Annotated in this window: 21 protein-coding genes; 19 read left to right on the top strand and 2 right to left on the bottom strand. The window is 55.0% G+C overall.

The features are described from left to right. Nucleotides 1-8 precede the first annotated feature (8 nt). Nucleotides 9-2,375, bottom strand: coding sequence for a penicillin-binding protein 1A (locus tag B9Z46_RS09695; RefSeq protein WP_108256451.1), 2,367 nt, complete (start codon nt 2,373-2,375; stop codon nt 9-11). A gap of 29 nt (nt 2,376-2,404) precedes the next feature. Further along, entirely contained in the window at nt 2,405-2,653 is a 249-nt protein-coding gene (locus B9Z46_RS09690; protein WP_108256061.1) for a hypothetical protein, read from the bottom strand. 45 nt (nt 2,654-2,698) lie between these two features. On the opposite strand from B9Z46_RS09690, the gene B9Z46_RS09685 reads away from it, so the two are divergent. The 19 genes from B9Z46_RS09685 (at nt 2,699) to B9Z46_RS09595 (ending at nt 22,786) form a co-directional block, all read left to right on the top strand. Then, nucleotides 2,699-3,172, top strand: coding sequence for a hypothetical protein (locus B9Z46_RS09685; protein ID WP_108256059.1), 474 nt, complete (start codon nt 2,699-2,701; stop codon nt 3,170-3,172). Next, the gene (locus B9Z46_RS09680; protein WP_108256057.1) at nt 3,166-3,768 is read left to right on the top strand and encodes a hypothetical protein; all 603 of its coding nucleotides are present in this window, start codon (nt 3,166-3,168) and stop codon (nt 3,766-3,768) included. The genes B9Z46_RS09685 and B9Z46_RS09680 overlap by 7 nt, the downstream gene beginning before the upstream one ends. Next, on the top strand, nt 3,765-4,763 hold the full coding sequence (locus B9Z46_RS09675; RefSeq protein WP_108256055.1) for a hypothetical protein: 999 nt from the start codon (nt 3,765-3,767) through the stop codon (nt 4,761-4,763). Before B9Z46_RS09680 ends, B9Z46_RS09675 begins: the two co-directional genes overlap by 4 nt. Continuing rightward, nucleotides 4,679-6,115, top strand: coding sequence for a type IV pilus secretin PilQ (locus tag B9Z46_RS09670; RefSeq protein WP_108256053.1), 1,437 nt, complete (start codon nt 4,679-4,681; stop codon nt 6,113-6,115). The genes B9Z46_RS09675 and B9Z46_RS09670 overlap by 85 nt, the downstream gene beginning before the upstream one ends. A gap of 10 nt (nt 6,116-6,125) precedes the next feature. Further along, nucleotides 6,126-6,662, top strand: coding sequence for a shikimate kinase (locus B9Z46_RS09665; RefSeq protein WP_055359784.1), 537 nt, complete (start codon nt 6,126-6,128; stop codon nt 6,660-6,662). 8 nt (nt 6,663-6,670) lie between these two features. Next, on the top strand, nt 6,671-7,783 hold the full coding sequence (aroB, locus tag B9Z46_RS09660; protein ID WP_108256051.1) for a 3-dehydroquinate synthase: 1,113 nt from the start codon (nt 6,671-6,673) through the stop codon (nt 7,781-7,783). Next, nucleotides 7,755-8,915 carry a deoxyguanosinetriphosphate triphosphohydrolase gene (locus B9Z46_RS09655; RefSeq protein WP_233245974.1) on the top strand — a complete coding sequence of 387 codons (1,161 nt, stop codon included), beginning with the start codon at nt 7,755-7,757 and terminating at the stop codon, nt 8,913-8,915. The genes aroB and B9Z46_RS09655 overlap by 29 nt, the downstream gene beginning before the upstream one ends. After that, nucleotides 8,912-10,165, top strand: coding sequence for a CynX/NimT family MFS transporter (locus B9Z46_RS09650; protein ID WP_108256047.1), 1,254 nt, complete (start codon nt 8,912-8,914; stop codon nt 10,163-10,165). The genes B9Z46_RS09655 and B9Z46_RS09650 overlap by 4 nt, the downstream gene beginning before the upstream one ends. After that, nucleotides 10,162-10,746: a DUF1415 domain-containing protein gene (locus B9Z46_RS09645; RefSeq protein WP_108256045.1), complete on the top strand. Its 585-nt coding sequence runs from the start codon at nt 10,162-10,164 to the stop codon at nt 10,744-10,746. The genes B9Z46_RS09650 and B9Z46_RS09645 overlap by 4 nt, the downstream gene beginning before the upstream one ends. Then, nucleotides 10,733-11,644 carry an SAM-dependent methyltransferase gene (locus tag B9Z46_RS09640; protein WP_108256043.1) on the top strand — a complete coding sequence of 304 codons (912 nt, stop codon included), beginning with the start codon at nt 10,733-10,735 and terminating at the stop codon, nt 11,642-11,644. Before B9Z46_RS09645 ends, B9Z46_RS09640 begins: the two co-directional genes overlap by 14 nt. A gap of 45 nt (nt 11,645-11,689) precedes the next feature. Further along, complete coding sequence (locus B9Z46_RS09635) at nt 11,690-12,382, top strand: transposase (protein WP_055359789.1); 693 nt, start codon at nt 11,690-11,692, stop codon at nt 12,380-12,382. A 186-nt stretch (nt 12,383-12,568) separates the two neighbouring features. Continuing rightward, complete coding sequence (locus B9Z46_RS09630) at nt 12,569-17,269, top strand: glutamate synthase-related protein (RefSeq protein WP_108256041.1); 4,701 nt, start codon at nt 12,569-12,571, stop codon at nt 17,267-17,269. 30 nt (nt 17,270-17,299) lie between these two features. Next, nucleotides 17,300-18,766 (top strand): glutamate synthase subunit beta, encoded by a 1,467-nt coding sequence (locus B9Z46_RS09625; protein WP_108256039.1) that lies wholly within the window; start codon nt 17,300-17,302, stop codon nt 18,764-18,766. A 106-nt stretch (nt 18,767-18,872) separates the two neighbouring features. Continuing rightward, nucleotides 18,873-19,688: an ABC transporter ATP-binding protein gene (locus B9Z46_RS09620; protein ID WP_108256037.1), complete on the top strand. Its 816-nt coding sequence runs from the start codon at nt 18,873-18,875 to the stop codon at nt 19,686-19,688. After that, a complete protein-coding gene (mlaE, locus tag B9Z46_RS09615) occupies nt 19,685-20,467 on the top strand; it encodes a lipid asymmetry maintenance ABC transporter permease subunit MlaE (protein WP_108256035.1) in 783 nt (260 codons plus the stop codon). The genes B9Z46_RS09620 and mlaE overlap by 4 nt, the downstream gene beginning before the upstream one ends. Nucleotides 20,468-20,477: 10 nt before the next feature. After that, the gene (gene mlaD, locus B9Z46_RS09610) at nt 20,478-20,960 is read left to right on the top strand and encodes an outer membrane lipid asymmetry maintenance protein MlaD (RefSeq protein ID WP_055359794.1); all 483 of its coding nucleotides are present in this window, start codon (nt 20,478-20,480) and stop codon (nt 20,958-20,960) included. Next, nucleotides 20,960-21,757: a VacJ family lipoprotein gene (locus tag B9Z46_RS09605; RefSeq protein ID WP_233245973.1), complete on the top strand. Its 798-nt coding sequence runs from the start codon at nt 20,960-20,962 to the stop codon at nt 21,755-21,757. The genes mlaD and B9Z46_RS09605 overlap by 1 nt, the downstream gene beginning before the upstream one ends. A 126-nt stretch (nt 21,758-21,883) precedes the next feature. Then, the gene (locus B9Z46_RS09600; protein ID WP_231717676.1) at nt 21,884-22,483 is read left to right on the top strand and encodes a phospholipid-binding protein MlaC; all 600 of its coding nucleotides are present in this window, start codon (nt 21,884-21,886) and stop codon (nt 22,481-22,483) included. A gap of 18 nt (nt 22,484-22,501) precedes the next feature. Next, nucleotides 22,502-22,786: a lipid asymmetry maintenance protein MlaB gene (locus B9Z46_RS09595; protein ID WP_108256031.1), complete on the top strand. Its 285-nt coding sequence runs from the start codon at nt 22,502-22,504 to the stop codon at nt 22,784-22,786. Nucleotides 22,787-22,794: the final 8 nt, after the last annotated feature.

The following is a 22,794-nucleotide window of genomic DNA, read 5'->3' as shown; positions in this document are numbered from 1 at the left end:
GCCGCTGATCAGTTGCGGAACAAATCTAAGATTTTCTTGCGCTCGTCTGCTTCAGGCAGCGCACCGCCTTTGTCATTGCCAAGGCCCAAGCTGGTGACGCCACCGCCCTTGGCATATTCTTCAAAATACCATTCGCCATTGATGTGTAAAACGCCTTCAGGCGCGACGGCGTCAGACACAGGCAGTGTTTTGAGGGCCGTTTCCATGAAGCTGATCCACACAGGCAAGCTCAGGCCGCCCCCGGTTTCGCGATCACCCAACTTGCGGGGCGTGTCGTAACCAATCCAGACCACAGCTGCCAAGTTGCGGTGGTAGCCTGCAAACCAAGCGTCCATGGAATCGTTGGTGGTACCGGTTTTGCCGTAGATGTCATCTCGTTTCAAAGCCACACGGGCTTTGGCCGCAGTACCCGAGCGCGTCACCTCTTGCAGCAAGCTGGTCATGACAAAGGCATTGCGCGGTGAGATGGCGCGATGGCTTTCGTCCACGGGCACCGGCGGACTGTTGACCAAAATTTTGCCTTTGTGGTCGGTGACGCGAGTGATCATGTGAGGTTGCACGCGCATGCCGCCGTTGGCAAATACCGAGTAACCCGTGGCCATTTGCATGGGGGTGACAGAGCCCGCACCCAAAGCCATGGTGAGGTAGGCGGGGTGTTTCTCTTCATCAAAGCCAAACTTGGTGACCCACTCTTGTGCGTTGCGTGTGCCCACGGCTTGCAAGATGCGAATGGAGATCATGTTCTTGGACTTCGCCAGACCTTTGCGAATGGTCATCGGACCTTCAAAAGTGCCGTCGTAGTTTTTAGGTTCCCAAGGTTGGCCACCTGTGACGCCTGCGTCGAAGAACAAGGGCGCATCGTTCACCACTGTTGCGGGCGTGAAGCCTTTTTCCAGAGCCGCTGAGTAAATGAAAGGCTTGAAGCTAGAGCCCGGCTGACGCCAAGCTTGAATCACGTGGTTGAACTTGTTTTTGGCAAAGTCAAAACCGCCGACCAAGGCCCGCACAGAGCCGTCTTGTGGACTGATGGCCACGAAGGCACCTTCCACTTCTGGCAATTGCGTGATTTCCCATGTGCCTTTGGGCGTTTGCACCACACGGATCACAGCGCCGCGCTTGATCTTGATGTTGGGGCCGGCTTTGTCTGATAAGCCAGATTGCGCTGGTTTCAATCCTTCGCCAGTGATTTCAATTTGTTCAGCGTTTTGACGGACCGCCACAATCTTTTTGGGTGTGGCTTCCAGCACCACGGCCGACATGACGTCGCCATTGTCGGGATGGTCTTCCAACACATCGTCGATGGCCTCTTCCATTTCTTTGGGCGTGCTGGGCAAGTCGATGAACTTCTCTGGGCCACGGTACACCTGACGGCGCTCAAAGTCCATGATGCCTTGGCGCAGGGCATGGTAGGCCGCGTTTTGTTCGGTGGATTGGAGCGTGGTGTAAACGTTCAAACCGCGTGTGTAGGTTTCTTGACCATACTGCGCAAACATCAGCTGGCGCACGGTCTCGGCCACGTACTCCGCATGGATGCGGTTCTTGTCGTTGCTGGCGCGAATTTTCAAGGGCTCGGCTTTGGCCTCTTGCGCTTGCTTGGCTGTGATGAAGCCGTTTTCTTCCATGCGCTCAATGATGTAGAGCTGGCGTGAACGTGCGCGCTTGGGATTGCTGATGGGGTTGTAGGCCGAAGGCGCTTTGGGCAAGCCGGCCAACATGGCTGCTTCTGCAATGCTGATGTCCTTCAAGGGTTTGCCAAAGTAAGTTTCGGCGGCTGATGCAAAGCCATAGGCCCGGTTGCCCAAGAAGATTTGATTCATGTAAATCTCAAGAATCTGATCTTTGGTCAGCAAGTGCTCCAACTTGAAGGTGAGCAAAATTTCATAAATTTTGCGGGTGTAGGTTTTTTCAGTCGACAGATACACATTGCGCGCCACCTGCATGGTGATGGTGGACGCGCCTTGGCTTTTGCGTTTGCCCAAGTTGGCAATGCCAGCGCGAATCAAACCCAAATAGTCCAAGCCGCCGTGTTGGTAAAAGCGCGCATCTTCAATCGACAACACCGCGTCTTTCATGACCTGCGGAATTTCTTTGATCGGCGTCAAGTTGCGGCGTTCTTCGCCAAACTCACCCATCAAGGCGCCATCGGCGGTGTAAATTCGCAATGGCAATTTAGGGCGGTATTCGGCCAAATCAGACGTGTCGGGCAGTTGGGGATAGGCCATCACCATGGCCACGCCAATCACCATCAACAAGGACAACAAGCCCGCTGCCACCAAGCCTGCGGCCCAAAGGCAAACTCGCAAGGCCCAATGCAGGCGAGGTGACTCGATCAAATCGAGTTGTTGAGGGGATGCGTCGTTGTTTTTTTTGGACATGTTGAGGGCGGAAAAAACCGCTGACCGCATTATAAAAACTGCTGGGCAGATGGCGGAATTTGAATGTTGCGCAAAGCAACTGGATTGGCAGGAATTGTAGTCTTTTCGGGGCTGGGTCGAGGGTTCAATGAGGGATCGCCAACCGCCTCAGAAAGTCCAATTTGTTTGCCTTGCCTTTGTTTCAGCGGCGCCATGCGCCGAGATGGGGTGTATTCGAGCATGCTGCCTCTGCGCAGTCCCCAGATGATGCGCGATTTTTCACTGCAGTGGTCGTCCATGGCCAGCAGGTGTTAACCCAGACAGGGGTGGACCTGCCAAGCTTGATGTCGGCGCTCTTGATGGCCCGTGAGCGGGCTTGGCCGGCTTTACCTCGTGTGCCCTTCTTCAAGACCCATGTGAGGCCAACAGCTTGGGTCATTCCAGATACGCAGTGCAAAACGTTCGAGTGGGCCTGCTTGCCCAGTTGGGGACCTCATGACATCGAAGCCGAATGTCGTTTAGAGGCCAGTGTGCGCATGCAATTGGCGACCCATCAAGTGGCCCTTGATTACCAGGTTCATCAGCCAGTCACCGGAAGTTTGCAGGCCACTGTTTGGGCTTATGAGGCATTCAAGCTCCATGAACGCATGGCGCACATGAAAGAACTGGGGTTCGATTTGCAGGTGTTCACGGCACAAAGCCAAGCGCTGGGTTTGGCCAGCTTCTTTCGACATTCGTTCAAGTCGCAGCAGGCTTTGCAGCAGCGCATCACTGAACAGCTTGTTTCTTTTTTGCGGCAAGGTGAAGTCCCATGTTGAACTGGCTACAAAACGCTGCACACCGCAGCAAGCGCACACGCCGGAACATCCAATTGTCCATGGGCACGGGGCTGCTGTTGGGTTTAGGAATCATTGGGCAGCAAGAGCTGTTCGCTTTGGATGAATTGGCCACCACAGCGCACGTGCAAGGCAGCGCAATCTTGCCCTTGCCTGGGGCGATGCCTGCAACTCCATCTGCCGACGCAAAAGCATTGACCGATGCGAAGAAAACGGTGGCTGACTTGAAAGCACGTCAAGCAAGTTTGGCACGCCGACAGGCGCAGCGTGAAGACATCTCTGAAGTTCAGGCGGCCTGGAGAATGAAGCGAGAGGGTCGCAATGGAGAAGCACCCACGGCCTTTGCTTTGCGAACACATCAATTTCAAAACGGCCTTTTCACATGGGAAGGTTTGGCCGAACAATCTCATGATGTCTCGGCCTTGTTGCAAGGCTTGAACCGTTTTCCAGGTTGGTTGCAAGCGCCTGTGTTGGTGCAAGTGCAGTCCGACTTGAATGTGCCCGGTTCGGTGGCGCCTAAAGGATTGGTGTTTTTGATTCAGGCCAAGCTCTATGACAAACAGGGAGCGGGTTCATGAGTCGTGCCAAGGTCTTCCAAAGTATCACGGACCCCTTGGCCCATTGGGTATTCTTGAGATGGCCCAAGTGGGTGTTGAATTGGCAAAACCAAAGCTTCTTGGCCTCGCCCATGCAACAAGCTTGGATGGTGTTGCTGATGTGTCTGTCTTTGTGCGGCTTGGTGCCAGTGATTTGGCGCGGCTTGGTCGCAGCGCTTGCTTTGTCTGTTCCCAGTGCGCAGTGGATGGAACGCCAGCAGCAGGTCCAAGAAGCCTTGCGACAATCAGCTTTGCAACAAACGCAAGCAATGAATGTGCAGGCCGGTATAGCCCAGCAGGACTTGTTGATGCACCAGCACCAAGCTCAAGTCGATGACCTGTTGGTGGCATGGCCCAATTCGGCCATTCGCTTGACCTTGCTCCATCGATTGCACCGCATGGCACAGCAGCGTGGTTTGCTGGTGCAGCAGCTCAAGCTGATGCCAGAACCCGACGTGCACGGCTTGGAGGCCAGTACCTTGAAGTTCAGTGTTCAAGGCGCCGAAGACGCTGTGCATGCCTATTGGCAAGACCTGGACCAATGGTTTCAAAACGGGCTGTGGACATCGTGGGTCAGTCGCAGGCAAGCCGATGGACGGTTTGTTTTAGAAGGGCAGCTGTCTTTGTATTGGGATGCACAAGACGCCGATACCGATACAGGCGTTGCGTTGCAGTTTGAAGTGGCTGCACTGGCAAATTCACAGACCACATCGGCCTTGCCATCTGTGCACGTTTTGCCCAAGGAAAGTCAATCACAGATGCGGGTGGTGGGTGTTGCGCAATCCAGTCATTCAAGTGGCCGTGGCGAAGCTTGGACCTGGGTTCGCTCTGGCGCACAAACGCATTTGGTGCGCCCCGGTCAACAGCTTGGCACCGAGCAAAGCCAAGCCAAATGGACCGATGCGCAGGGGCTTTGGCTGAGTTCAGGGATGGGGCAGCCCGATGTTCGGCTCGATTGGGAGGGGGCGAAGCCATGAAGCGAGGGCCGTGGTTTCAGGCAGGGGTGGTCGGTCTTTGCACCTTGATGTGGAGTCCTTTGTTGCAAGCTGCCGATGACAAGCTGAAGTGGACATTTCAAAACATGGAGGTCAAAGCTTTGTTGCATGCCTTGGCCGAAATGGGGCAACACAATTTGATTGTGGCCGACGGCGTTTCGGGCCCTGTCAGTCTGCATTTGAAAGACATGACGTGGCGAGAAGCGCTCGACGTGGTGGTGCAATCCAAAGGGCTGGAGGCGATCAGCAAAGATGGCGTTTTGTGGATCAGTTCACGCAACGATGCATCCGAGCGATTGCAAGCCTGGGCCATCACTTTGAAATACGCCAAAGCCCTCGATGTGGCGCAGCGCTTGCAGTCTGCCGGCGTGAGTGCGGGCGCGTCAGGGCAGCGTTGGTTAAGTGCGCGAGGCACGGTGATGGCCGAACCCCGAACCAATCAGTTGTTTTTCTTGGACACGCCCGCGGCTTTGAAACAGCTGCAAAACGTCATTCAATGGCTGGACATTCCAGTGCGACAGGTCATGATCGAAGCGCAAATCGTGGAAGCTGAAGCGCAATTTGGCAAATCCTTGGGTGTTCGTTTGGGCGGTGCATTTGCCAGCAGCTTCGCGGCCCCCTTTGCAGCAACTGCCAAGCCAGTTAACTTGGCCATCGGTGGACAAGGCATGGCCGCCTCGGGGGGCATTCAGCCCAGTTATTGGCTCAATTTGCCGGCAGGCTCGGCGGGGCAAACCCTGTTTCCGCCTGCTAATTTTGCGGTGTCCTTGTTCAATGCAGCGGCCAATCAATTTCTCAACCTCGAAATCTCTGCGCTTGAAGCCGACGGCAAAGGCAAAGTGATTGCCAGTCCGCGGGTGGTCACTGCGGACCAAACCAAGGCCTTGATCGAGCAGGGCACCGAGCTGCCGTACCAAGTCAACAATGGCAATGGGGCGGCCTCCATTGCGTTTCGCAAAGCCAACCTCAAACTCGAGGTGACACCGCAAATCACCCCGGAAGGGGCGGTGGTGTTAGAGCTCGACATCGCTAAGGACAGCGTCGGTCAGGTCACCACGGCGGGTTATTCCATCAACACCAAACACGTCAAAACACAGGTTTTGGTGGACAACGGGGGCACGGTGGTCATTGGCGGCATTTTGGAAACGGCAGACAAGCAAGATGAGGCGCGGGTCCCTGGCTTGGCCAGCCTGCCGGTTATTGGCAGGCTGTTCCAAAGTGAGCAGGTCACCCAGCGAAAAACCGAGCTTCTGATCTTTGTCACCCCCAGAGTGCTGGCTGAATCGCCACCCAGGGCGGCCTCGAATACACTTAGGGACTCATTCCAACCTTGAATTTCTTCTTTTGCTCATTATTTTTGTTGGCCTCCCGGGATCTGGCAAAACGACCATCGGCAGACAGATGGGGCGTCGTCTCGGCTTGCCTTTTTTGGATTCCGACAGCGTCATTGAGCAGCGCTTGGGTTGTTCGATTCGTGAGTTTTTTGACCGCGAAGGCGAAGAGCGATTCCGCGACATCGAGCAAAACGTCATCGACGATCTCAGCAAATACCACCACGGTGTTTTGTCTACCGGCGGCGGGTCGGTCTTGCGCGAAGCCAATCGTCAACATTTGCGGGCGCGTGGCAAAGTGGTTTATCTGCGTTCAAGCCCTGAAGAAGTGTTTCGCCGTTTGAAGCACGACATGCAAAGACCTTTGCTGCAAGTGAACGACCCCCTCGAGAAATTGCGCGCCCTGTTTCAAGTGCGCGATCCACTCTACAAAGAGACGGCGCACCATGTGTTTGACACCGGGCGGCCCAGTATCAACCGATTGTTGAACGCCATCATTGCGGAGTTGGACCTTCAAGGTTTTGACACGCACACCCCACACCAAACTTGAAGCCGCTTATGAACAGCACGACGCAACAGCCAGAAGTGGTTCGAATTGATTTGGCCGACCGAAGCTATGACATCGTCATTGGTCAAAACTTGTTGGCCCAAGCTGCCACCTATGCCCACTTGCCCAAAGCGGCTGCGGCATTGATTGTGAGCAACACCACGGTGGCGCCCTTGTACGAGGCTGCGCTCAAGCAAGCCCTTTCTGCCCATTACAAAGTCATTCACAGCGTGCATTTGCCCGATGGCGAAGCGCACAAAGATTGGATGACCTTGAATTTGATTTTTGACAGCTTGCTGGGGCAGGCCTGCGATCGCAAGACCGTGTTGTTTGCATTGGGCGGCGGTGTGGTGGGCGACATGACGGGTTTTGCCGCAGCCAGTTTCATGCGCGGCGTGCCCTTCGTGCAAGTGCCAACCACCTTGTTGGCACAAGTTGATTCTTCTGTGGGTGGCAAAACAGCCATCAACCACCCCATGGGCAAAAACATGATTGGCGCGTTTTACCAACCGCAACGTGTGGTCTGTGATTTGGCAGTGTTGCAAACTTTACCTGCACGCGAATTGAGTGCGGGCTTGGCCGAAATCATCAAGTACGGCCCCATTGCCGACATGGCGTTCTTTGATTGGATTGAAGCCAACATCCAGGCGCTCAAAGCCTGCGAGCCGCAAGCCATGGCGCATGCAGTGAAGCGCAGCTGTGAAATCAAAGCCCACGTGGTGGGGCAAGACGAGCGCGAAGCCGGCTTGCGCGCCATTTTGAATTTTGGCCACACCTTTGGCCACGCCATTGAAGCGGGCTTGGGTTATGGCGAGTGGTTGCATGGCGAAGCAGTGGGTTGCGGCATGGTGATGGCCGCCCATTTGTCGGAGGCCTTGGGCCTGATCGATGCGGCGTTTGTGACGCGCTTAACGCAGCTCATTTCGCAAGCTGGCTTGCCCATCCGTGGCCCTGTGCTCGATGCCCAGGACAATGCGGGCAAGTATTTGGCCTTGATGCTGCATGACAAAAAATCGGTGGCTGGCGACATTCAATTTGTATTGATTGAAGGCCCAGGCAAAGCGCGCGTCAGCGCTGCGCCCGAAGCCATGGTGCGTGCTGTCATCGATCGCTGCTGTGCTTGAAGCCTACGCTTGCCATCCTGAACAAACCCGCGGGCGACGCCACGCCGAAGTGCCTGCGCCCACGCGCAATGATTTTCAGCGCGACCGCGATCGCATCGTGCACTCCACCGCGTTTCGGCGTTTGGTCTACAAAACCCAAGTCTTTTTAAACCACGAAGGCGATCTGTTTCGCACGCGCTTAACGCATTCCTTGGAAGTGGCGCAATTGGGACGCTCCATTGCGCGGGCCTTGGGTTTGAACGAGGATTTGGTGGAGGCTGTTGCGCTGGCGCATGATTTGGGGCACACCCCGTTTGGCCATGCAGGACAAGACACACTGAACGAATGCATGCAAGCCTATGGCGGCTTTGAACACAACTTGCAAAGTTTGCGGGTGGTGGACCATTTGGAAGAGCGCTATCCCGAATTCGATGGCTTGAACCTCAGCTTTGAAACGCGCGAAGGCATTTTGAAACACTGCGCCAAACGCAATGCCTTGTTGATCGAAGCGCAAGAGCCGGGTGGCGTGGCCCATCGCTTCTTGAATGGCACGCAGCCCAGTTTGGAAGCACAACTGTGCAACCTGGCCGATGCCATTGCCTACAACGCGCACGACATCGACGATGGCGTGCGCTCGGGTTTGCTCACGCTGTCGCAAATGGACGAGGTGCCTTTGTTTGCGCATTACAAAACCGTCACCTTGCAACAACATCCAGGCTTGGCGGACGCCAGCAAAGCCAGACGCTTGCTTTATGAAACCATCCGACGAATGTTGAGCGATCAGGTCTACGATGTGATCGACACCACGCGCCAACATTTGACGCAACACCAGCCGCAAAGTGCCGACGAAGCGCGCCTCTCTGGCCCTTTGGTGGCTTTCAGTGAGCCGATGGCGCAGCAAGTGAAGGTGATGAAATCTTTTCTGTTCAAACACCTCTACCGTCATCCTCAAGTGATGGAGACCACGGCCAATGCCCAAGTGGTGGTGCGCGAACTGTTTGATGCGTACATCAGCAGTCCTCAAGAAATGTCGTCTGACTTTTCAGCGCGTGAAGAAACGCCTCGCGCAGTGGCCGATTACATCGCAGGCATGACCGATCGTTATGCCGCTAAAGAGCACGAGCGCCTCACCGGGCGTCGTCTGTTGGCATGAGCACGCAAGCAGATACAGGTGCCGATGCCAAGCGGTCGCAGGCTGCGGCCTTGATTGTCATCTTCGCAGGTGTGGTGGCTGCATTACAGATTGGCAAGTTGCCGCCGGCCTTGCCCGCATTGGCCGAAAGCTTGGGCATGAGCTTGATGCAATCGGGCTTCTTGTTGTCGCTGGTGCAATTGGCGGGCATGAGCTTGGCCTTGGCGGTAGGTTTATCAGCAGATGGCTTGGGACTCAAGCGCAGCATGCTGATGGGCTTGTTGGTTCTGGGAGTGGCCAGTGCCATGGGATCGTTTGCGCTGAGTGTGCCTGAGTTGATGTTCTGGCGAGCGCTTGAAGGCCTCGGGTTTTTGTGTGTCACTTTGCCTGCGCCTGGGCTGATTCGCAAATTGGTCAGCGCGCAACAAGTTCGCAAGTTACTGGGCTATTGGGGTGCTTACATGCCGGCGGGGACAGCCCTCACTTTGTTGGTGGGGCCTTTGTGGCTACCTGCTTGGGGTTGGCAAACTTGGTGGTGTTTGTTTGCCGTGCTGTCTTGGGCCATGGCGCTGGTGTTGTGGCGTGTGGTGCCCGCCGATGCGGTGATGGCTTCACAACAACCCACACTGCAAAGTACGCCAGCCGTTGTTCAAGTGGCATGGCCGCAGCGTTTGCGTGAAACCTTGACTGCACCAGGCCCTTGGTTGGTTGCACTTTGTTTTGCCATGTACTCGGGGCAGTGGTTGGCCGTGGTTGGCTTCTTGCCTTCCATCTACACGCAAGCAGGTTTGTCGGGCGCCACCTTGGGCGTGCTGACGGCATTTGCCGCTGCCGTCAACATGGGTGGCAACATGGCGTCGGGCCGCATGTTGCAACGTGGTCTTCATCCCAGTGTGTTGCTGGGCCTCGGATTTTTGGCCATGGCTTGTGGCTCATGGCTGGCGTTTTCCGAACGGACGTCTGCGTTGCCCTGGTTGCGCTACGTAGGGGTGTTGTTGTTCTCATCTTGTGGTGGCTTGGTGCCGGGTACTTTGTTTTCGTTGGCCGTGCGTTTGGCGCCGCATGAGCGCAACGTGTCCACCACGGTGGGTTGGATGCAGCAAGGCTCTGCCGCCGGTCAGTTTGCGGGACCTCCGGCGGTGGCATGGTTGGCCTCGCAAGTGGGCGGCTGGCAGTGGACATGGACCGCGACAGGTTTATGCTGCGTCGTGGGTTGGGTGATGTCTTTCTTCATTGCCAAAGCCTTGAATGCGCCAAAGGAGCTTGCATGAATCAGGTCAGTGCTGAAGTGATGGTGCAAGACACCTTGCGCTGGTTGGAGCGCGCGGTCATCGGCTTGAATTTGTGTCCGTTTGCCAAGTCGGTGTATGTCAAAGGCCAAGTGCATTGCACGGTCAGTGCGGCGGATGATTTGGAAACTTTGCGCGATGATCTACTGCGCGAGTTGCGCGACTTGGTGGCGCACGAACCCGCGGTGCGAGACACCACCTTGTTGGTCGTTCAGCATCTGTTGCAAGACTTTTACGATTACAACGACTTTTTGAATGTGGCCGACGATTGTTTGCTGGCGCTCGATTTAGAAGGCGTCATTCAAATTGCCAGTTTTCATCCAAAGTACCAATTTTCGGGAACCGATGAAGACGACATCACCAATTACACCAACCGCTCGCCGTATCCCACTTTGCACTTGATTCGTGAAGCCAGCATTGACCGTGCTGTGGCTGCGTTTCCAGATGCCGAAGATATTTTTGAAGTCAACATGGCCACCCTGAACCAATTGGGTTTGAAGGGTTGGCAAGACTTGAACGTGGGGCCATCGCTGCCCCAGAATGACAGCAATGAAAAAAAATAACGCCAACTCAGACGCGCCCAAACCCTTGGACCTCGACCTGCGTCCAGGCCAGTCGATCGAGTTGCTCAAAGAGCTGCACATTCTCACGCGCGAAGGCAAACTCAATCAGGATTCACGTCGCAAGCTCAAACAGGTTTTGCACTTGTTTCAGTTCATCGAAAAAATTCTGAAAGAGCTGTCGGAGGAAGATGCGGGCAAGTCTTCGAATGTGGCGGCAGGCAAACCAGCGGATGTGCACGCCAGTCATATGGGATTGACCTTGGCCGACCATGGCGCTGGCAAGTCTTACTTGGGCTTTATTGTTTACGACTTGTTTTTCAAGGCTTTGTCGCAAGGTCATATTTACGGCATTGAAACGCGCGCCGAATTGGTCGAGGCCTCACGCGCATTGGCGCAGCGCTTGGACTTCAAGCGCATGGTGTTTTTGAACACCTCCGTGGCTGAGTCCTCGCAATCTGACCAAATGCCTGCGCAAATAGATGTGGTCACGGCCTTGCATGCGTGCGACACGGCCACCGACGATGCCATTGCCTTTGGCTTGCTGAAAAAAGCCCGCGCCATGGTCTTGGTGCCTTGCTGTCAGGCCGAAGTGGCTGCCAAGCTGCGCCAAAACAAAGCCCTCAATTTATCCCGCACGCCCTTGGCCGAACTCTGGCGTCACCCCTTGCACACCCGCGAAATTGGCAGCCAACTCACCAACGTCCTGCGCTGTCTCTACCTAGAGTCCAAGGGCTACACCGTCACCGTCACCGAGCTGGTCGGTTGGGAGCACAGCATGAAAAACGAACTTATCCTGGCCCGCTACACCGGCCGTCCCAAAGCAGGCGCCGCCGACCGCCTCCAAGCCCTCCTGACCGAATTCGGCCTCACCGAATCCCTTGCATCGCGCTACCCTTAATTGGGGTCAGATCAACATTAATTCCTTTCGGGTTAGCATTCGCGCATGGCCCGTCATCCTCGTTTAGCCCTTCCTGGTTACCCGCATCACGTGATTCAGCGGGGAAACAATCGCCAGCCCATCGTGATGGACGAGGCAGATCGAAAGATGCTTTACAGCCTCTGGCTGGAAGAGTCGCAGCGACACAAAGTTGCTGTGAATGCCTACGTGTTGCTAGACAATCACTTTCACATGCTGCTCACGCCGCCTAGCGATGAAGCCATGTCCTTGATGATGCAGGCAGTTGGCAGAACTTATGTGCGTTACTTCAACCAACGCCACAAAAGAAGCGGCACTTTGTGGGAAGGCCGTTACAAATCTTCGGTGATTGATTCGGAGGCCTATCTCCTCACATGCATGGCCTACATTGATTTGAACCCCGTCAGGGCAGGGGTGGCTGAAGCTGCAGAAGATTTCAATTGGTCCAGTTACAAGCACCTGATTGGTCAAAAAATCGACAAATTGGTGACGCCGCATGCACTGTATTGGGGCCTAGGCAACACGCCGTTTTCTAGGGAGGCCGCATATGCAGAGTTTGTGGCCGCAGGGCTGTCTGCTTCCATGCAAAAAGACCTGACCGAGTCGGTTTTGAAGAGCCGAGTCGTAGGCCGACCTGAGTTTTTGAAGTCTTTACAGAAGACAACGCAGCGCCCCATCCTGCCCCAGAAGGCTGGCAGACCCTTTAAAACACCTCCCTAAAGTCAATAATTTGCCGATAAAGTGGCTTTAATGAGTTCTTTTTTACTCAATTTAGATCTGTCCCCAATTAATTTAATTCTGAAAAAAGAAAAAATTAATGTTCATCTGACCCCAATTATTTTTCTTGGCATTTTTGTTGCAATGCAATATGCTCACGTTCCCGCGAAATATCTTTAGGAGTGCGCCATGACTTCGGCTGCCGAAAAATCATCTTTGCAACAAACGGGTCTGTATGACCCCACACAAGAACACGATGCTTGTGGTGTGGGCTTTGTGGCCCATATCAAAGGCGCCAAAACGCACGCCATCGTGACGCAAGCCCTGAAGATCCTTGAAAACTTGGACCACCGGGGTGCGGTGGGTGCCGATAAGTTGATGGGCGATGGCGCTGGTATCTTGATTCAGTTGCCAGACGCTCTTTATAGAGAAGAGATGGCCAAGCAAGGCGTCACATTGCCAGCGCAGGGCGAGTATGGTGTGGGCATGGTGTTCTTGCCGAAAGAGCACGCTTCACGCATGGCTTGCGAGCAAGAGCTCGAGCGCGCTGTCAAAGCTGAAGGTCAAGTGTTGCTGGGCTGGCGCGATGTGCCGGTCAACCGTGACATGCCTATGTCGCCTACTGTTCGCGAAAAAGAACCTGTGTTGAAGCAGATCTTCATTGGCCGCGGTGCCGATGTGATTGTGCAAGACGCCTTAGAGCGCAAGCTGTACGTCATTCGCAAAACAGCCAGTGCGGCCATTCAAAACCTGCAACTCAAGCACAGCAACGAGTACTACATCCCCAGCATGTCCAGCCGTACCGTGGTGTACAAAGGCTTGCTGTTGGCTGATCAAGTTGGTACCTACTTCCGTGACTTGGAAGACGAGCGCTGCGTGTCTGCACTCGGTTTGGTGCACCAACGTTTCTCCACCAACACTTTCCCAGAGTGGCCTTTGGCTCACCCTTATCGCTATGTGGCGCACAACGGTGAGATCAACACGGTCAAGGGCAACTACAACTGGATGAAGGCGCGCGAAGGCGTGATGTCTTCGCCTGTGCTCGGCCCCGACTTGCAAAAGCTCTACCCCATCAGCTTCGCAGGCCAATCTGACACAGCCACGTTTGACAACTGCTTAGAGTTGCTCACCATGGCCGGCTACCCCATCAGCCAAGCCGTGATGATGATGATTCCCGAGCCATGGGAAAACCACAACACCATGGACGAGCGCCGCAAGGCCTTCTATGAATACCACGCCGCCATGCTTGAGCCATGGGATGGTCCTGCCTCTATTGTGTTTACTGATGGACGCCAAATTGGCGCCACTTTGGACCGCAACGGTTTGCGTCCTTCACGCTACTGCATCACCGATGACGACATGGTCATCATGGGTTCTGAAACAGGCGTGTTGCCCATTCCAGAAAGCAAAATTGTTCGCAAGTGGCGCCTACAGCCCGGCAAGATGTTCTTGATTGATTTGGAACAAGGCCGCATGATCGACGACGAAGAACTCAAGTCGAACTTGGCCAGCAGCAAGCCCTACAAGCAGTGGATTGAAAACTTGCGCATCAAGTTGGATGACGTCAAATCAACCACCGCAGAAGCGCCTGTGTCCAAAGAATCTTTGCTTGATTTACAGCAAGCCTTTGGCACCACCCAAGAAGACATCAAATTCTTGTTGGCCCCCATGGCACAAGCCGGCGAAGAAGCCTTGGGCTCCATGGGCAACGACAGCCCCTTGGCTGTGTTGTCCGACAGAAACAAGCCGCTGTACAACTACTTCAAGCAGTTGTTTGCGCAGGTGACCAACCCCCCGATTGACCCCATTCGCGAAGCCATCGTGATGTCTTTGGTGTCCTTCATTGGTCCCAAGCCCAACTTGCTCGACATCAACCAAGTCAACCCACCCATGCGCTTGGAAGTCAGCCAGCCCGTGCTGGACTTTGCCGACATGGCCAAGTTGCGCAACATTGAACAGTCCACACAGGGCAAGTTCAAGAGCGCAACCTTGGACATCACTTACCCCGCTGCATGGGGTCGTGAAGGTGTTGAAGCCAAGCTGGCATCACTCTGCGCTGAAGCCGTTGACGCCATCAAAGGCGGCAACAATATTTTGATCATCAGCGACCGCGGTGTGTCGCCCACCCAAGTGGCCATTCCCGCATTGCTGGCGCTGTCTGCCATTCACCAACACTTGGTGCGCGAAGGTTTGCGCACCACGGCTGGCTTGGTGGTGGAAACAGGCACAGCCCGCGAAGTACATCACTTTGCCGTGTTGGCAGGTTACGGCGCAGAAGCCGTTCACCCCTACCTGGCGATGGAAACTTTGCAGGCTTTGCACAAAGAGTTGCCTGGTGACTTGTCAGCCGACAAAGCCATCTACAACTACATCAAAGCGGTGGGCAAGGGCCTGTCCAAGATCATGTCGAAGATGGGTGTTAGCACCTACATGTCGTATTGCGGCGCGCAGTTGTTTGAAGCCATTGGCGTCAACACAGAAACCGTGAACAAATACTTCACAGGCACACCGAGCCGCGTGCAAGGTATTGGTATTTTTGAAATTGCCGAAGAAGCTTTGCGCATGCACAAAGCAGCGTTCGGCAACGATCCTGTGTTGGCCACCATGCTGGATGCCGGCGGTGAATACGCATGGCGTGCACGTGGTGAAGAACACATGTGGACACCCGACGCCATTGCCAAGTTGCAGCACAGCACCCGTGCCAACAACTGGAACACGTACAAAGAATACGCCCAGATCATCAACGACCAAACCAAGCGTCAAATGACATTGCGCGGCTTGTTCGAATTCAAGATCGATCCTGCCAAAGCCATTTCGATTGATGAAGTAGAACCCGCCAGCGAAATCGTTAAACGTTTCGCCACCGGCGCCATGTCTTTGGGATCGATCTCTACAGAAGCACACGCCACCTTGGCCGTTGCCATGAACCGCATCGGCGGCAAGAGCAACACCGGCGAAGGCGGTGAAGATTCTGCGCGTTATCGCAACGAACTCAAAGGCATCCCAATCAAAAAGGGCGAGACTTTGAAGAGCGTCATTGGCGCCAAAGAAGTGGAAGTCGACATGCCCCTTGAGGCTGGCGATTCCCTCCGCTCCAAGATCAAGCAAGTGGCGTCAGGCCGCTTCGGTGTGACTGCCGAATACTTGCACAGCGCGGATCAAATTCAGATCAAGATGGCGCAAGGTGCCAAGCCCGGTGAAGGCGGTCAATTGCCAGGTGGCAAAGTGTCCGACTACATCGGCAAGTTGCGTCACTCTGTGCCAGGCGTGGGTTTGATTTCTCCTCCCCCACACCACGACATCTACTCCATTGAAGATTTGGCCCAACTCATTCACGACCTGAAAAACGTGGCGCCGCACAGCGACATCAGCGTCAAGTTGGTGTCTGAAATTGGCGTGGGCACCATTGCCGCAGGCGTGGCCAAGTGCAAGAGCGATCACCTGGTGATTGCCGGCCACGACGGCGGCACCGGCGCATCACCTTGGTCCTCCATCAAACACGCTGGCAGCCCTTGGGAAATTGGTCTGGCTGAAACACAGCAAACCTTGGTGCTGAACCGCTTGCGCGGTCGCATTCGGGTGCAAGCCGACGGTCAAATGAAGACTGGCCGCGACGTGGCCATTGGCGCGTTGCTGGGTGCAGACGAGTTTGGTTTCGCCACCGCACCGCTGGTGGTCGAAGGCTGCATCATGATGCGCAAATGCCATCTGAACACTTGCCCTGTGGGCGTGGCCACGCAAGATCCTATTTTGCGTAAGAAGTTCTCTGGCAAGCCAGAGCACGTGGTCAACTATTTCTTCTTCATCGCTGAAGAAGTGCGTCAAATCATGGCGCAGCTGGGCATCAAGAAGTTTGACGACATGGTCGGTCGTGCCGATTTGCTCGACACCCGCAAAGGCATTGAGCACTGGAAGTCCAGCGGCCTCGATTTCAGCCGTTTGTTGGCTGTGCCCGATGTGCCTGCCGACGTACCCCGTCGCCACATTGATGTGCAAGACCATGGTTTGGACAAAGCCTTGGACAACGTGCTTATTGCCAAGAGCCGCGCCGCCATCGACAAAGGTGAGAAGGTGCAGTTCATGGAAGTGGCGCGCAACGTCAACCGTTCTGTGGGCGCCATGCTCTCGGGTGCGGTGACCAAAGTGCATCCAGACGGTTTGCCAGACGACACCATTCGCATTCAACTCGAAGGCACCGGCGGTCAATCCTTTGGCGCCTTCGTGGCCAAGGGCATCACGCTGTACCTCATTGGTGAAGCCAACGATTACACCGGCAAAGGTTTGTCGGGCGGTCGCATTGTGGTTCGCCCAAGCCTCGAGTTCCGTGGCGTGGCCAGCCAAAACATCATTGTGGGCAACACCGTGATGTACGGCGCCACCACGGGCGAAGCTTTCTTTGCCGGCGTGGCTGGCGAGCGTTTTGCTGTTCGTTTGTCGGGCGCCACAGCAGTGGTGGAAGGCACGGGCGACCACGGTTGTGAATACATGACCGGTGGTACGGTGGCGGTGCTGGGCAAAACAGGTCGCAACTTTGCGGCCGGTATGAGCGGCGGTATTGCGTATGTGTACGACGAAGACGGTCAGTTTGCTTCGCGCTGCAACACCGCCATGGTCAGCATGGAAAAAGTACTCACTGTGGCCGAGCAAGAAGCGTCAGTGGACCGCAAAGTGTGGCACCGCGACCAAGCCGACGAAACTCAGTTGAAGAAATTGCTGGAAGACCACCACAAGTGGACCGGCAGCCAACGCGCACGTGAGTTGCTGGACAACTGGGCGCAAGCGCGTCTGAAGTTCGTCAAAGTGTTCCCGAACGAGTACAAGCGCGCCTTGGGTGAAATCAATGCACGCAAAGCGGCCGCCAAGTCCACAGATTCTGTGGCTGCCAGCTAATTGAGCACAAAGAAATAACAAGGATTGATCATGGGAAAAATCACTGGTTTCATGGAATTTGAGCGCATCGAAGAGGGCTACAAGCCTGTCGGCGAGCGCGTCAAAAACTACAAAGAGTTCGTCATCGGTTTGGACGAGGCGCAAGCCAAAGTTCAAGGTGCACGTTGCATGGACTGCGGCACACCGTTTTGCAACAACGGCTGCCCAGTCAACAACATCATCCCCGACTTCAACGATTTGGTGTTTCAAGGCGATTGGAAAAACGCCATTGACGTACTGCACAGCACCAACAACTTCCCAGAGTTCACGGGCCGCATTTGCCCCGCACCTTGCGAAGCTGCTTGCACCTTGAACGTGGCCGACGATGCCGTGGGCATCAAGTCCATTGAGCACGCCATCATTGACCGTGCGTGGCAAGAAGGATGGGTCAAGCCCCGTCCCGCTGCGCACAAGACAGGTAAAAAAGTCGCCGTGGTGGGCTCTGGCCCAGCCGGCATGGCTGCTGCCCAGCAGTTGGCCCGCGTGGGTCACGATGTGACACTGTTCGAGAAGAACGATCGCATCGGTGGCTTGTTGCGTTATGGCATCCCCGATTTCAAAATGGAAAAATCTCACATCGACCGCCGCGCTGAGCAGCTGGTGGCCGAAGGCGTGAAGATCAAAACGGGTGTGTTGGTGGGCGAGTTGCCTGCAGGCTCCAAAGTGACCAACTGGTCGCAAGAAACCATCAGCCCCAAGCAACTTCAAAAAGACTTTGATGCCGTGTTGCTGACGGGTGGTTCTGAGCAATCACGCGATTTGAATGTGCCTGGCCGTGATTTGGCAGGTATTCACTTTGCGATGGAGTTCTTGCCACAGCAAAACAAAGTGAACGCGGGCGACAAGCTCAAAGACCAATTGCGCGCTGACGGCAAGCACGTGATCGTGATTGGTGGCGGCGACACAGGTAGCGATTGCGTCGGTACTTCGAACCGCCATGGCGCCAAGAGCGTCACACAGTTTGAAGTGATGCCTCAGCCACCCGAAGAAGAAAACCGTCCTTTGACATGGCCCTACTGGCCCCTCAAATTGCGCACCAGCTCCAGCCATGAAGAAGGTTGTACCCGCGAATTTGCCATTTCCACCCAAGAATTCATTGGCGAAAAAGGCAAAGTCACCGGCCTCAAAACCGTGGAAGTTGAATTCAAAGACGGCAAGTTGGTCAATGTGCCTGGCACTGAAAAGACTTACCCCGCCGACATGGTCTTCTTGGCCATGGGCTTTGTGAACCCCGTGGCCACCATCTTGGACGCTTTCGGTGTTGAGAAAGACAACCGCGGTAACGCCAAGGCCACCACAGACTTCACCGGTGGTTATGCCACCAATGTGCCCAAGGTGTTTGCAGCGGGCGACATGCGCCGTGGCCAGTCTTTGGTGGTTTGGGCCATTCGTGAAGGCCGTCAAGCCGCACGTTCAATTGACGAGTTCTTAATGGGAACCAGCGACTTACCCCGTTAAAATGAACGCAGACAGGGAAGTGTGTAAATCTGAACGGTTTACACAAGCTTCATCTGAACGCCTTATCCTTCAAAAGCCGGCGACCCCGGCTTTTGTTTTTTGACACATGACCTTGCCCACATCTCCACTGCTGGTTGAACTCAAAAACCTCAGCTTCGGCTACGGGGACCGCGTCATCTTGAACGACATCTCGTTTGGCATTCCGCGCGGCAAAGTCACGGCACTGATGGGCGTGTCTGGCGGTGGCAAGACCACGGTGCTGCGTTTGATCGGCGGCCAATACACGGCGCAACAAGGTGAACTCACCTTTGATGGCCACGATGTGGGTCAGATGAACATCGAACAGCTTTATGCGGCGCGCAGGCGCATGGGCATGCTGTTTCAGTTTGGTGCTTTGTTCACTGACATGAACGTGTTTGACAACGTGGCCTTCCCATTGCGAGAGCACACCCAAATGTCTGAAGCCATGGTGCGCGACATTGTGTTGATGAAGTTGGATGCGGTGGGTTTGCGCGGTGCCAGACATCTCAAGCCTTCAGAAATCTCAGGCGGCATGGGACGGCGTGTGGCCTTGGCACGTGCCATTGCGCTCGACCCCGATCTCATGATGTACGACGAACCCTTTGCCGGTCTCGACCCTATTTCTTTGGGCACGGCTGCGCGTTTGATTCGACGTTTGAACGACAGCTTGGGCATCACCAGTGTGGTGGTGTCGCACGATGTGGACGAGACCTTTCAAATCGCCGATCACGTGGTGGTGCTGGCCAATGGCAAAGTGGCAGCCCAAGGCACACCGAACGAATTGCGACAAACCAGTGACCCGCTCATTCACCAATTCGTGAATGGGTTGAGTGACGGGCCGGTCCACTTCCATTACCCCGCCAAATCTGTGACGGAAGACTTTGGAGGTGCCTCGGCATGATCTTTCTGCACCCCGCCGAATTGGGTTTTGCCCTCCGTCAAAAATTGGCCGATTGGGGTTACGGTGCGCGTTTGTTTGCGCAATTGCTGATGTTGTCGGGCGCCTGTTTGAAGCGCTTTGGCTTGGTTCGTGATCAAGTGCATTTTTTGGGCAACTATTCCTTGGCCATCATCACCGTGTCCGGTTTGTTTGTGGGCTTTGTGCTGGGCTTGCAGGGTTACTACACCTTGCAACGCTATGGCGCGTCTGACGCCTTGGGATTGTTGGTGGCACTCAGCTTGGTTCGTGAATTGGGCCCTGTGGTTGCGGCCTTGTTGTTTGCTGGGCGAGCAGGCGCATCCATTACCGCTGAAATTGGTTTGATGCGTGCCGGCGAGCAACTCACGGCTTTGGAGATGATGGCTGTCGATCCCAAACTCAGAATATTGGCACCGCGTTTGTGGGGCGGCATCATTGCGTTGCCCCTCCTCACGGCGGTGTTCAGTACAGTGGGCATCTTGGGTGGCTATGCGGTCGGTGTCTTGCTGATTGGTGTTGACGCAGGTGCTTTCTGGAGTCAGATGCAAAGCGGCGTCGATGTCTTCAAAGACGTTGGCAATGGCATGATCAAAAGTGTGGTGTTTGGCGTTGCAGTGACTTTCATTGCGCTGCTGCAAGGTTATGTGGCGCAACCGACGCCAGAGGGTGTGGCCTCTGCCACCACCCGCAGTGTGGTGATTTCTTCATTGTCAGTTTTGGGACTGGACTTCATCCTCACCGTGATGATGTTCAGCATTTAAGGAGGACGTGATGCAACGTTCAAAAAATGATGTGTGGGTGGGTTTGTTTGTCCTGATTGGATTGGCTGCAGTGCTGTTTTTGGCGCTCAAGTCAGCCAATTTGCTGCAATTCAGTTGGAGCAAAGACTACATGGTCACCGCCAAATTTGACAACATCGGCGGCCTCAAAAAAGGTGCCGCCGTGAAAAGTGCGGGTGTGGTGGTCGGCCGTGTGGACAACATCCAATTTGACGACGACAGTTACCAAGCCAAGGTGAGTCTGGCTTTGGAGACGCGATACGCATTTCCCAAAGACAGCTCCCTGAAAATCCTCACCAGTGGTTTGCTGGGTGAGCAGTATGTGGGCATTGTGGCGGGTGCAGATGAAAAGAATTTAGCAGCGGGCGATAACATCGGCTCCACGCAATCCGCTGTGGTGCTTGAGAATTTGATCAGCCAGTTTTTGTACAGCAAAGCCTCGGACGCTGCCACGCCCGCCGCCGGAAACAAATGATGCTTCACTGGCGCCTGCTCTGTACGGTGGTGGCACTCTTGCTGTTGCAAGGGTGTGCCTCCTTGCGCGGGCCCGACCCTTCCGATCCGCTTGAGCCAGTGAACCGCAAGGTCACAGCTTTCAACGACCTGGCAGACGATTTGGTGTTGCGACCAGTGGCCGTCATCTACGGCGAAGTGCTGCCCACGATTGTGCGAAAGGGCATCAGCAATTTTTTCAGCAACCAAAGCGATGTGATGTCCTTTTTCAACAGCTTGGCGCAGTTGAAGTTGGAGGCGGCCTCTCGCAATGCCATGCGTGTGGCCATCAACACCACTGTCGGTTTGGGGGGCGTCATCGATTGGGCAACCGAGTTACGCATTGACAAGCACAAAGAAGATTTCGGTCAAACCATGGCTTTTTGGGGGGTCTCGTCGGGGCCTTATGTGGTCTTGCCGTTTTTTGGGCCTTCAACCGTTCGAGACAGTGTGGGCTTGTGGGTGGACACCAAAACAGACGTGAACCAGCAAGTCAGTGACATTGGTGCGCGCAACACCCTCACGGTGCTTCGCTTGACCGACAAGCGCGAACGCTATTTGTCTTTGTCGGACGCGGTGAAGCAAGCCTCCCTGGACCCCTACACCTTCACGCGCGACGCCTACCTTCAAAAGCGCTTGAACGACATCTACGACGGCAATCCGCCCATGTTGGACGACTTTGACGATCCAGAGCAGCCAGCCCCCATGTTGGCGCCTAATCGACCTTCGGCAAGCCCTGCGGTGCCTGCCAAGTCAGCGGTGCCTGAGGCAAAACCTTAGTTCCAAATTGAAATGTCGCCAGTGGTTTAATCAACTTTTTAGACACTGGCGCGTTAAAGGGCTAGACGCTCTTTATGATGACCCCCTATGAATCGCAAATTTCTGACCCTTTTCACCTCATTTTTCATGGCAATTGGCTTGCTTTTGGGCGCCAGCGCTGTGATGGCTGCTGACGAAGCACCCGATGCCTTTGTCAAACGCATCTCCAACGAAACCTTGGATGCGGTGCGCGCAGACAAGAGCATCAAGGCCGGCGACATCAACAAAACCATGCAATTGGTCGACAGCAAATTGATGCAGCACGTCAATTTCCGCCGCATGACCGCCTTGGCCACTGGCCCCGGTTGGCGCAAAGCCACACCCGAGCAGCAAGAGCGTTTGCAAGAAGAATTCAAGCTGTTGCTCATTCGCACTTACTCGGGCGCACTGAGCCAAATCAATGACCAAGTCATTGAAGTCAAGCCCCTGCGCGGCGCTTCAGACGAGAAAAATTTGGTGGTGCAAACAGAAGTCAAAGGCAAGGGTGATCCCATTCAGCTCGACTACCGTTTGGAAAAAACACCTGGCGAAGGCGCTGGATGGAAAATTTTTGACCTGAATGTCTTGGGCATTTGGTTGGTCGAAAACTACCGTTCGCAGTTTTCCAAAGAAATCAATGCGGGTGGTGTGGACGGCCTGATCAAGAGCCTCTCTGATCGCAACAAATCCAACGCCAAAAAAGCTTGAGTTTCAGGTCCTCCCAGCATGTCCACTGCGCGCCTCATTCTTCCTGCCGATTTACGCCATGGCAACGCCGCTGCGTGCATGGCCGCTTTGCAGGCGCAAATCCGAAACAGCCCAGATTCCGAGGTTGAAATTGAAGCGGGGCAGCTGACCGATTTTGATTCTTCGGCCTTGGCTGTGCTGCTGGGGTGCCGCCGAGAAGCCGAAAGTTTGACCAAAACCTTGAAATTCAAGCAGTTCCCAGCCAAATTACGTGAATTGGCCCTGCTTTATGGTGTCTCGGAGCTCTTGGTCGAAAGCGCATGACCGTAAAA

Source organism: Limnohabitans sp. Hippo4 (assembly GCF_003063605.1).
In the GTDB taxonomy this organism is placed as follows: domain Bacteria; phylum Pseudomonadota; class Gammaproteobacteria; order Burkholderiales; family Burkholderiaceae_C; genus Limnohabitans_A.
This window is presented reverse-complemented; position numbering and strand designations above follow the sequence as displayed.

What these genes read in the sequence shown, in the direction of transcription:
- B9Z46_RS09640 (WP_108256043.1), top strand. Translation starts at nt 10,733, where the DNA reads ATGAAAAAAAATAACGCCAACTCAGACGCGCCCAAACCCTTGGACCTC.
- B9Z46_RS09690 (WP_108256061.1), bottom strand. Translation starts at nt 2,653, where the DNA reads ATGGACGACCACTGCAGTGAAAAATCGCGCATCATCTGGGGACTGCGC.
- B9Z46_RS09625 (WP_108256039.1), top strand. Translation starts at nt 17,300, where the DNA reads ATGGGAAAAATCACTGGTTTCATGGAATTTGAGCGCATCGAAGAGGGC.
- B9Z46_RS09685 (WP_108256059.1), top strand. Translation starts at nt 2,699, where the DNA reads ATGTCGGCGCTCTTGATGGCCCGTGAGCGGGCTTGGCCGGCTTTACCT.
- mlaE (WP_108256035.1), top strand. Translation starts at nt 19,685, where the DNA reads ATGATCTTTCTGCACCCCGCCGAATTGGGTTTTGCCCTCCGTCAAAAA.
- B9Z46_RS09670 (WP_108256053.1), top strand. Translation starts at nt 4,679, where the DNA reads ATGGACCGATGCGCAGGGGCTTTGGCTGAGTTCAGGGATGGGGCAGCC.
- B9Z46_RS09620 (WP_108256037.1), top strand. Translation starts at nt 18,873, where the DNA reads ATGACCTTGCCCACATCTCCACTGCTGGTTGAACTCAAAAACCTCAGC.
- B9Z46_RS09600 (WP_231717676.1), top strand. Translation starts at nt 21,884, where the DNA reads ATGGCAATTGGCTTGCTTTTGGGCGCCAGCGCTGTGATGGCTGCTGAC.
- B9Z46_RS09680 (WP_108256057.1), top strand. Translation starts at nt 3,166, where the DNA reads ATGTTGAACTGGCTACAAAACGCTGCACACCGCAGCAAGCGCACACGC.
- B9Z46_RS09605 (WP_233245973.1), top strand. Translation starts at nt 20,960, where the DNA reads ATGCTTCACTGGCGCCTGCTCTGTACGGTGGTGGCACTCTTGCTGTTG.
- B9Z46_RS09695 (WP_108256451.1), bottom strand. Translation starts at nt 2,375, where the DNA reads ATGTCCAAAAAAAACAACGACGCATCCCCTCAACAACTCGATTTGATC.
- B9Z46_RS09645 (WP_108256045.1), top strand. Translation starts at nt 10,162, where the DNA reads ATGAATCAGGTCAGTGCTGAAGTGATGGTGCAAGACACCTTGCGCTGG.
- mlaD (WP_055359794.1), top strand. Translation starts at nt 20,478, where the DNA reads ATGCAACGTTCAAAAAATGATGTGTGGGTGGGTTTGTTTGTCCTGATT.
- B9Z46_RS09630 (WP_108256041.1), top strand. Translation starts at nt 12,569, where the DNA reads ATGACTTCGGCTGCCGAAAAATCATCTTTGCAACAAACGGGTCTGTAT.
- B9Z46_RS09595 (WP_108256031.1), top strand. Translation starts at nt 22,502, where the DNA reads ATGTCCACTGCGCGCCTCATTCTTCCTGCCGATTTACGCCATGGCAAC.
- B9Z46_RS09635 (WP_055359789.1), top strand. Translation starts at nt 11,690, where the DNA reads ATGGCCCGTCATCCTCGTTTAGCCCTTCCTGGTTACCCGCATCACGTG.
- aroB (WP_108256051.1), top strand. Translation starts at nt 6,671, where the DNA reads ATGAACAGCACGACGCAACAGCCAGAAGTGGTTCGAATTGATTTGGCC.
- B9Z46_RS09650 (WP_108256047.1), top strand. Translation starts at nt 8,912, where the DNA reads ATGAGCACGCAAGCAGATACAGGTGCCGATGCCAAGCGGTCGCAGGCT.
- B9Z46_RS09675 (WP_108256055.1), top strand. Translation starts at nt 3,765, where the DNA reads ATGAGTCGTGCCAAGGTCTTCCAAAGTATCACGGACCCCTTGGCCCAT.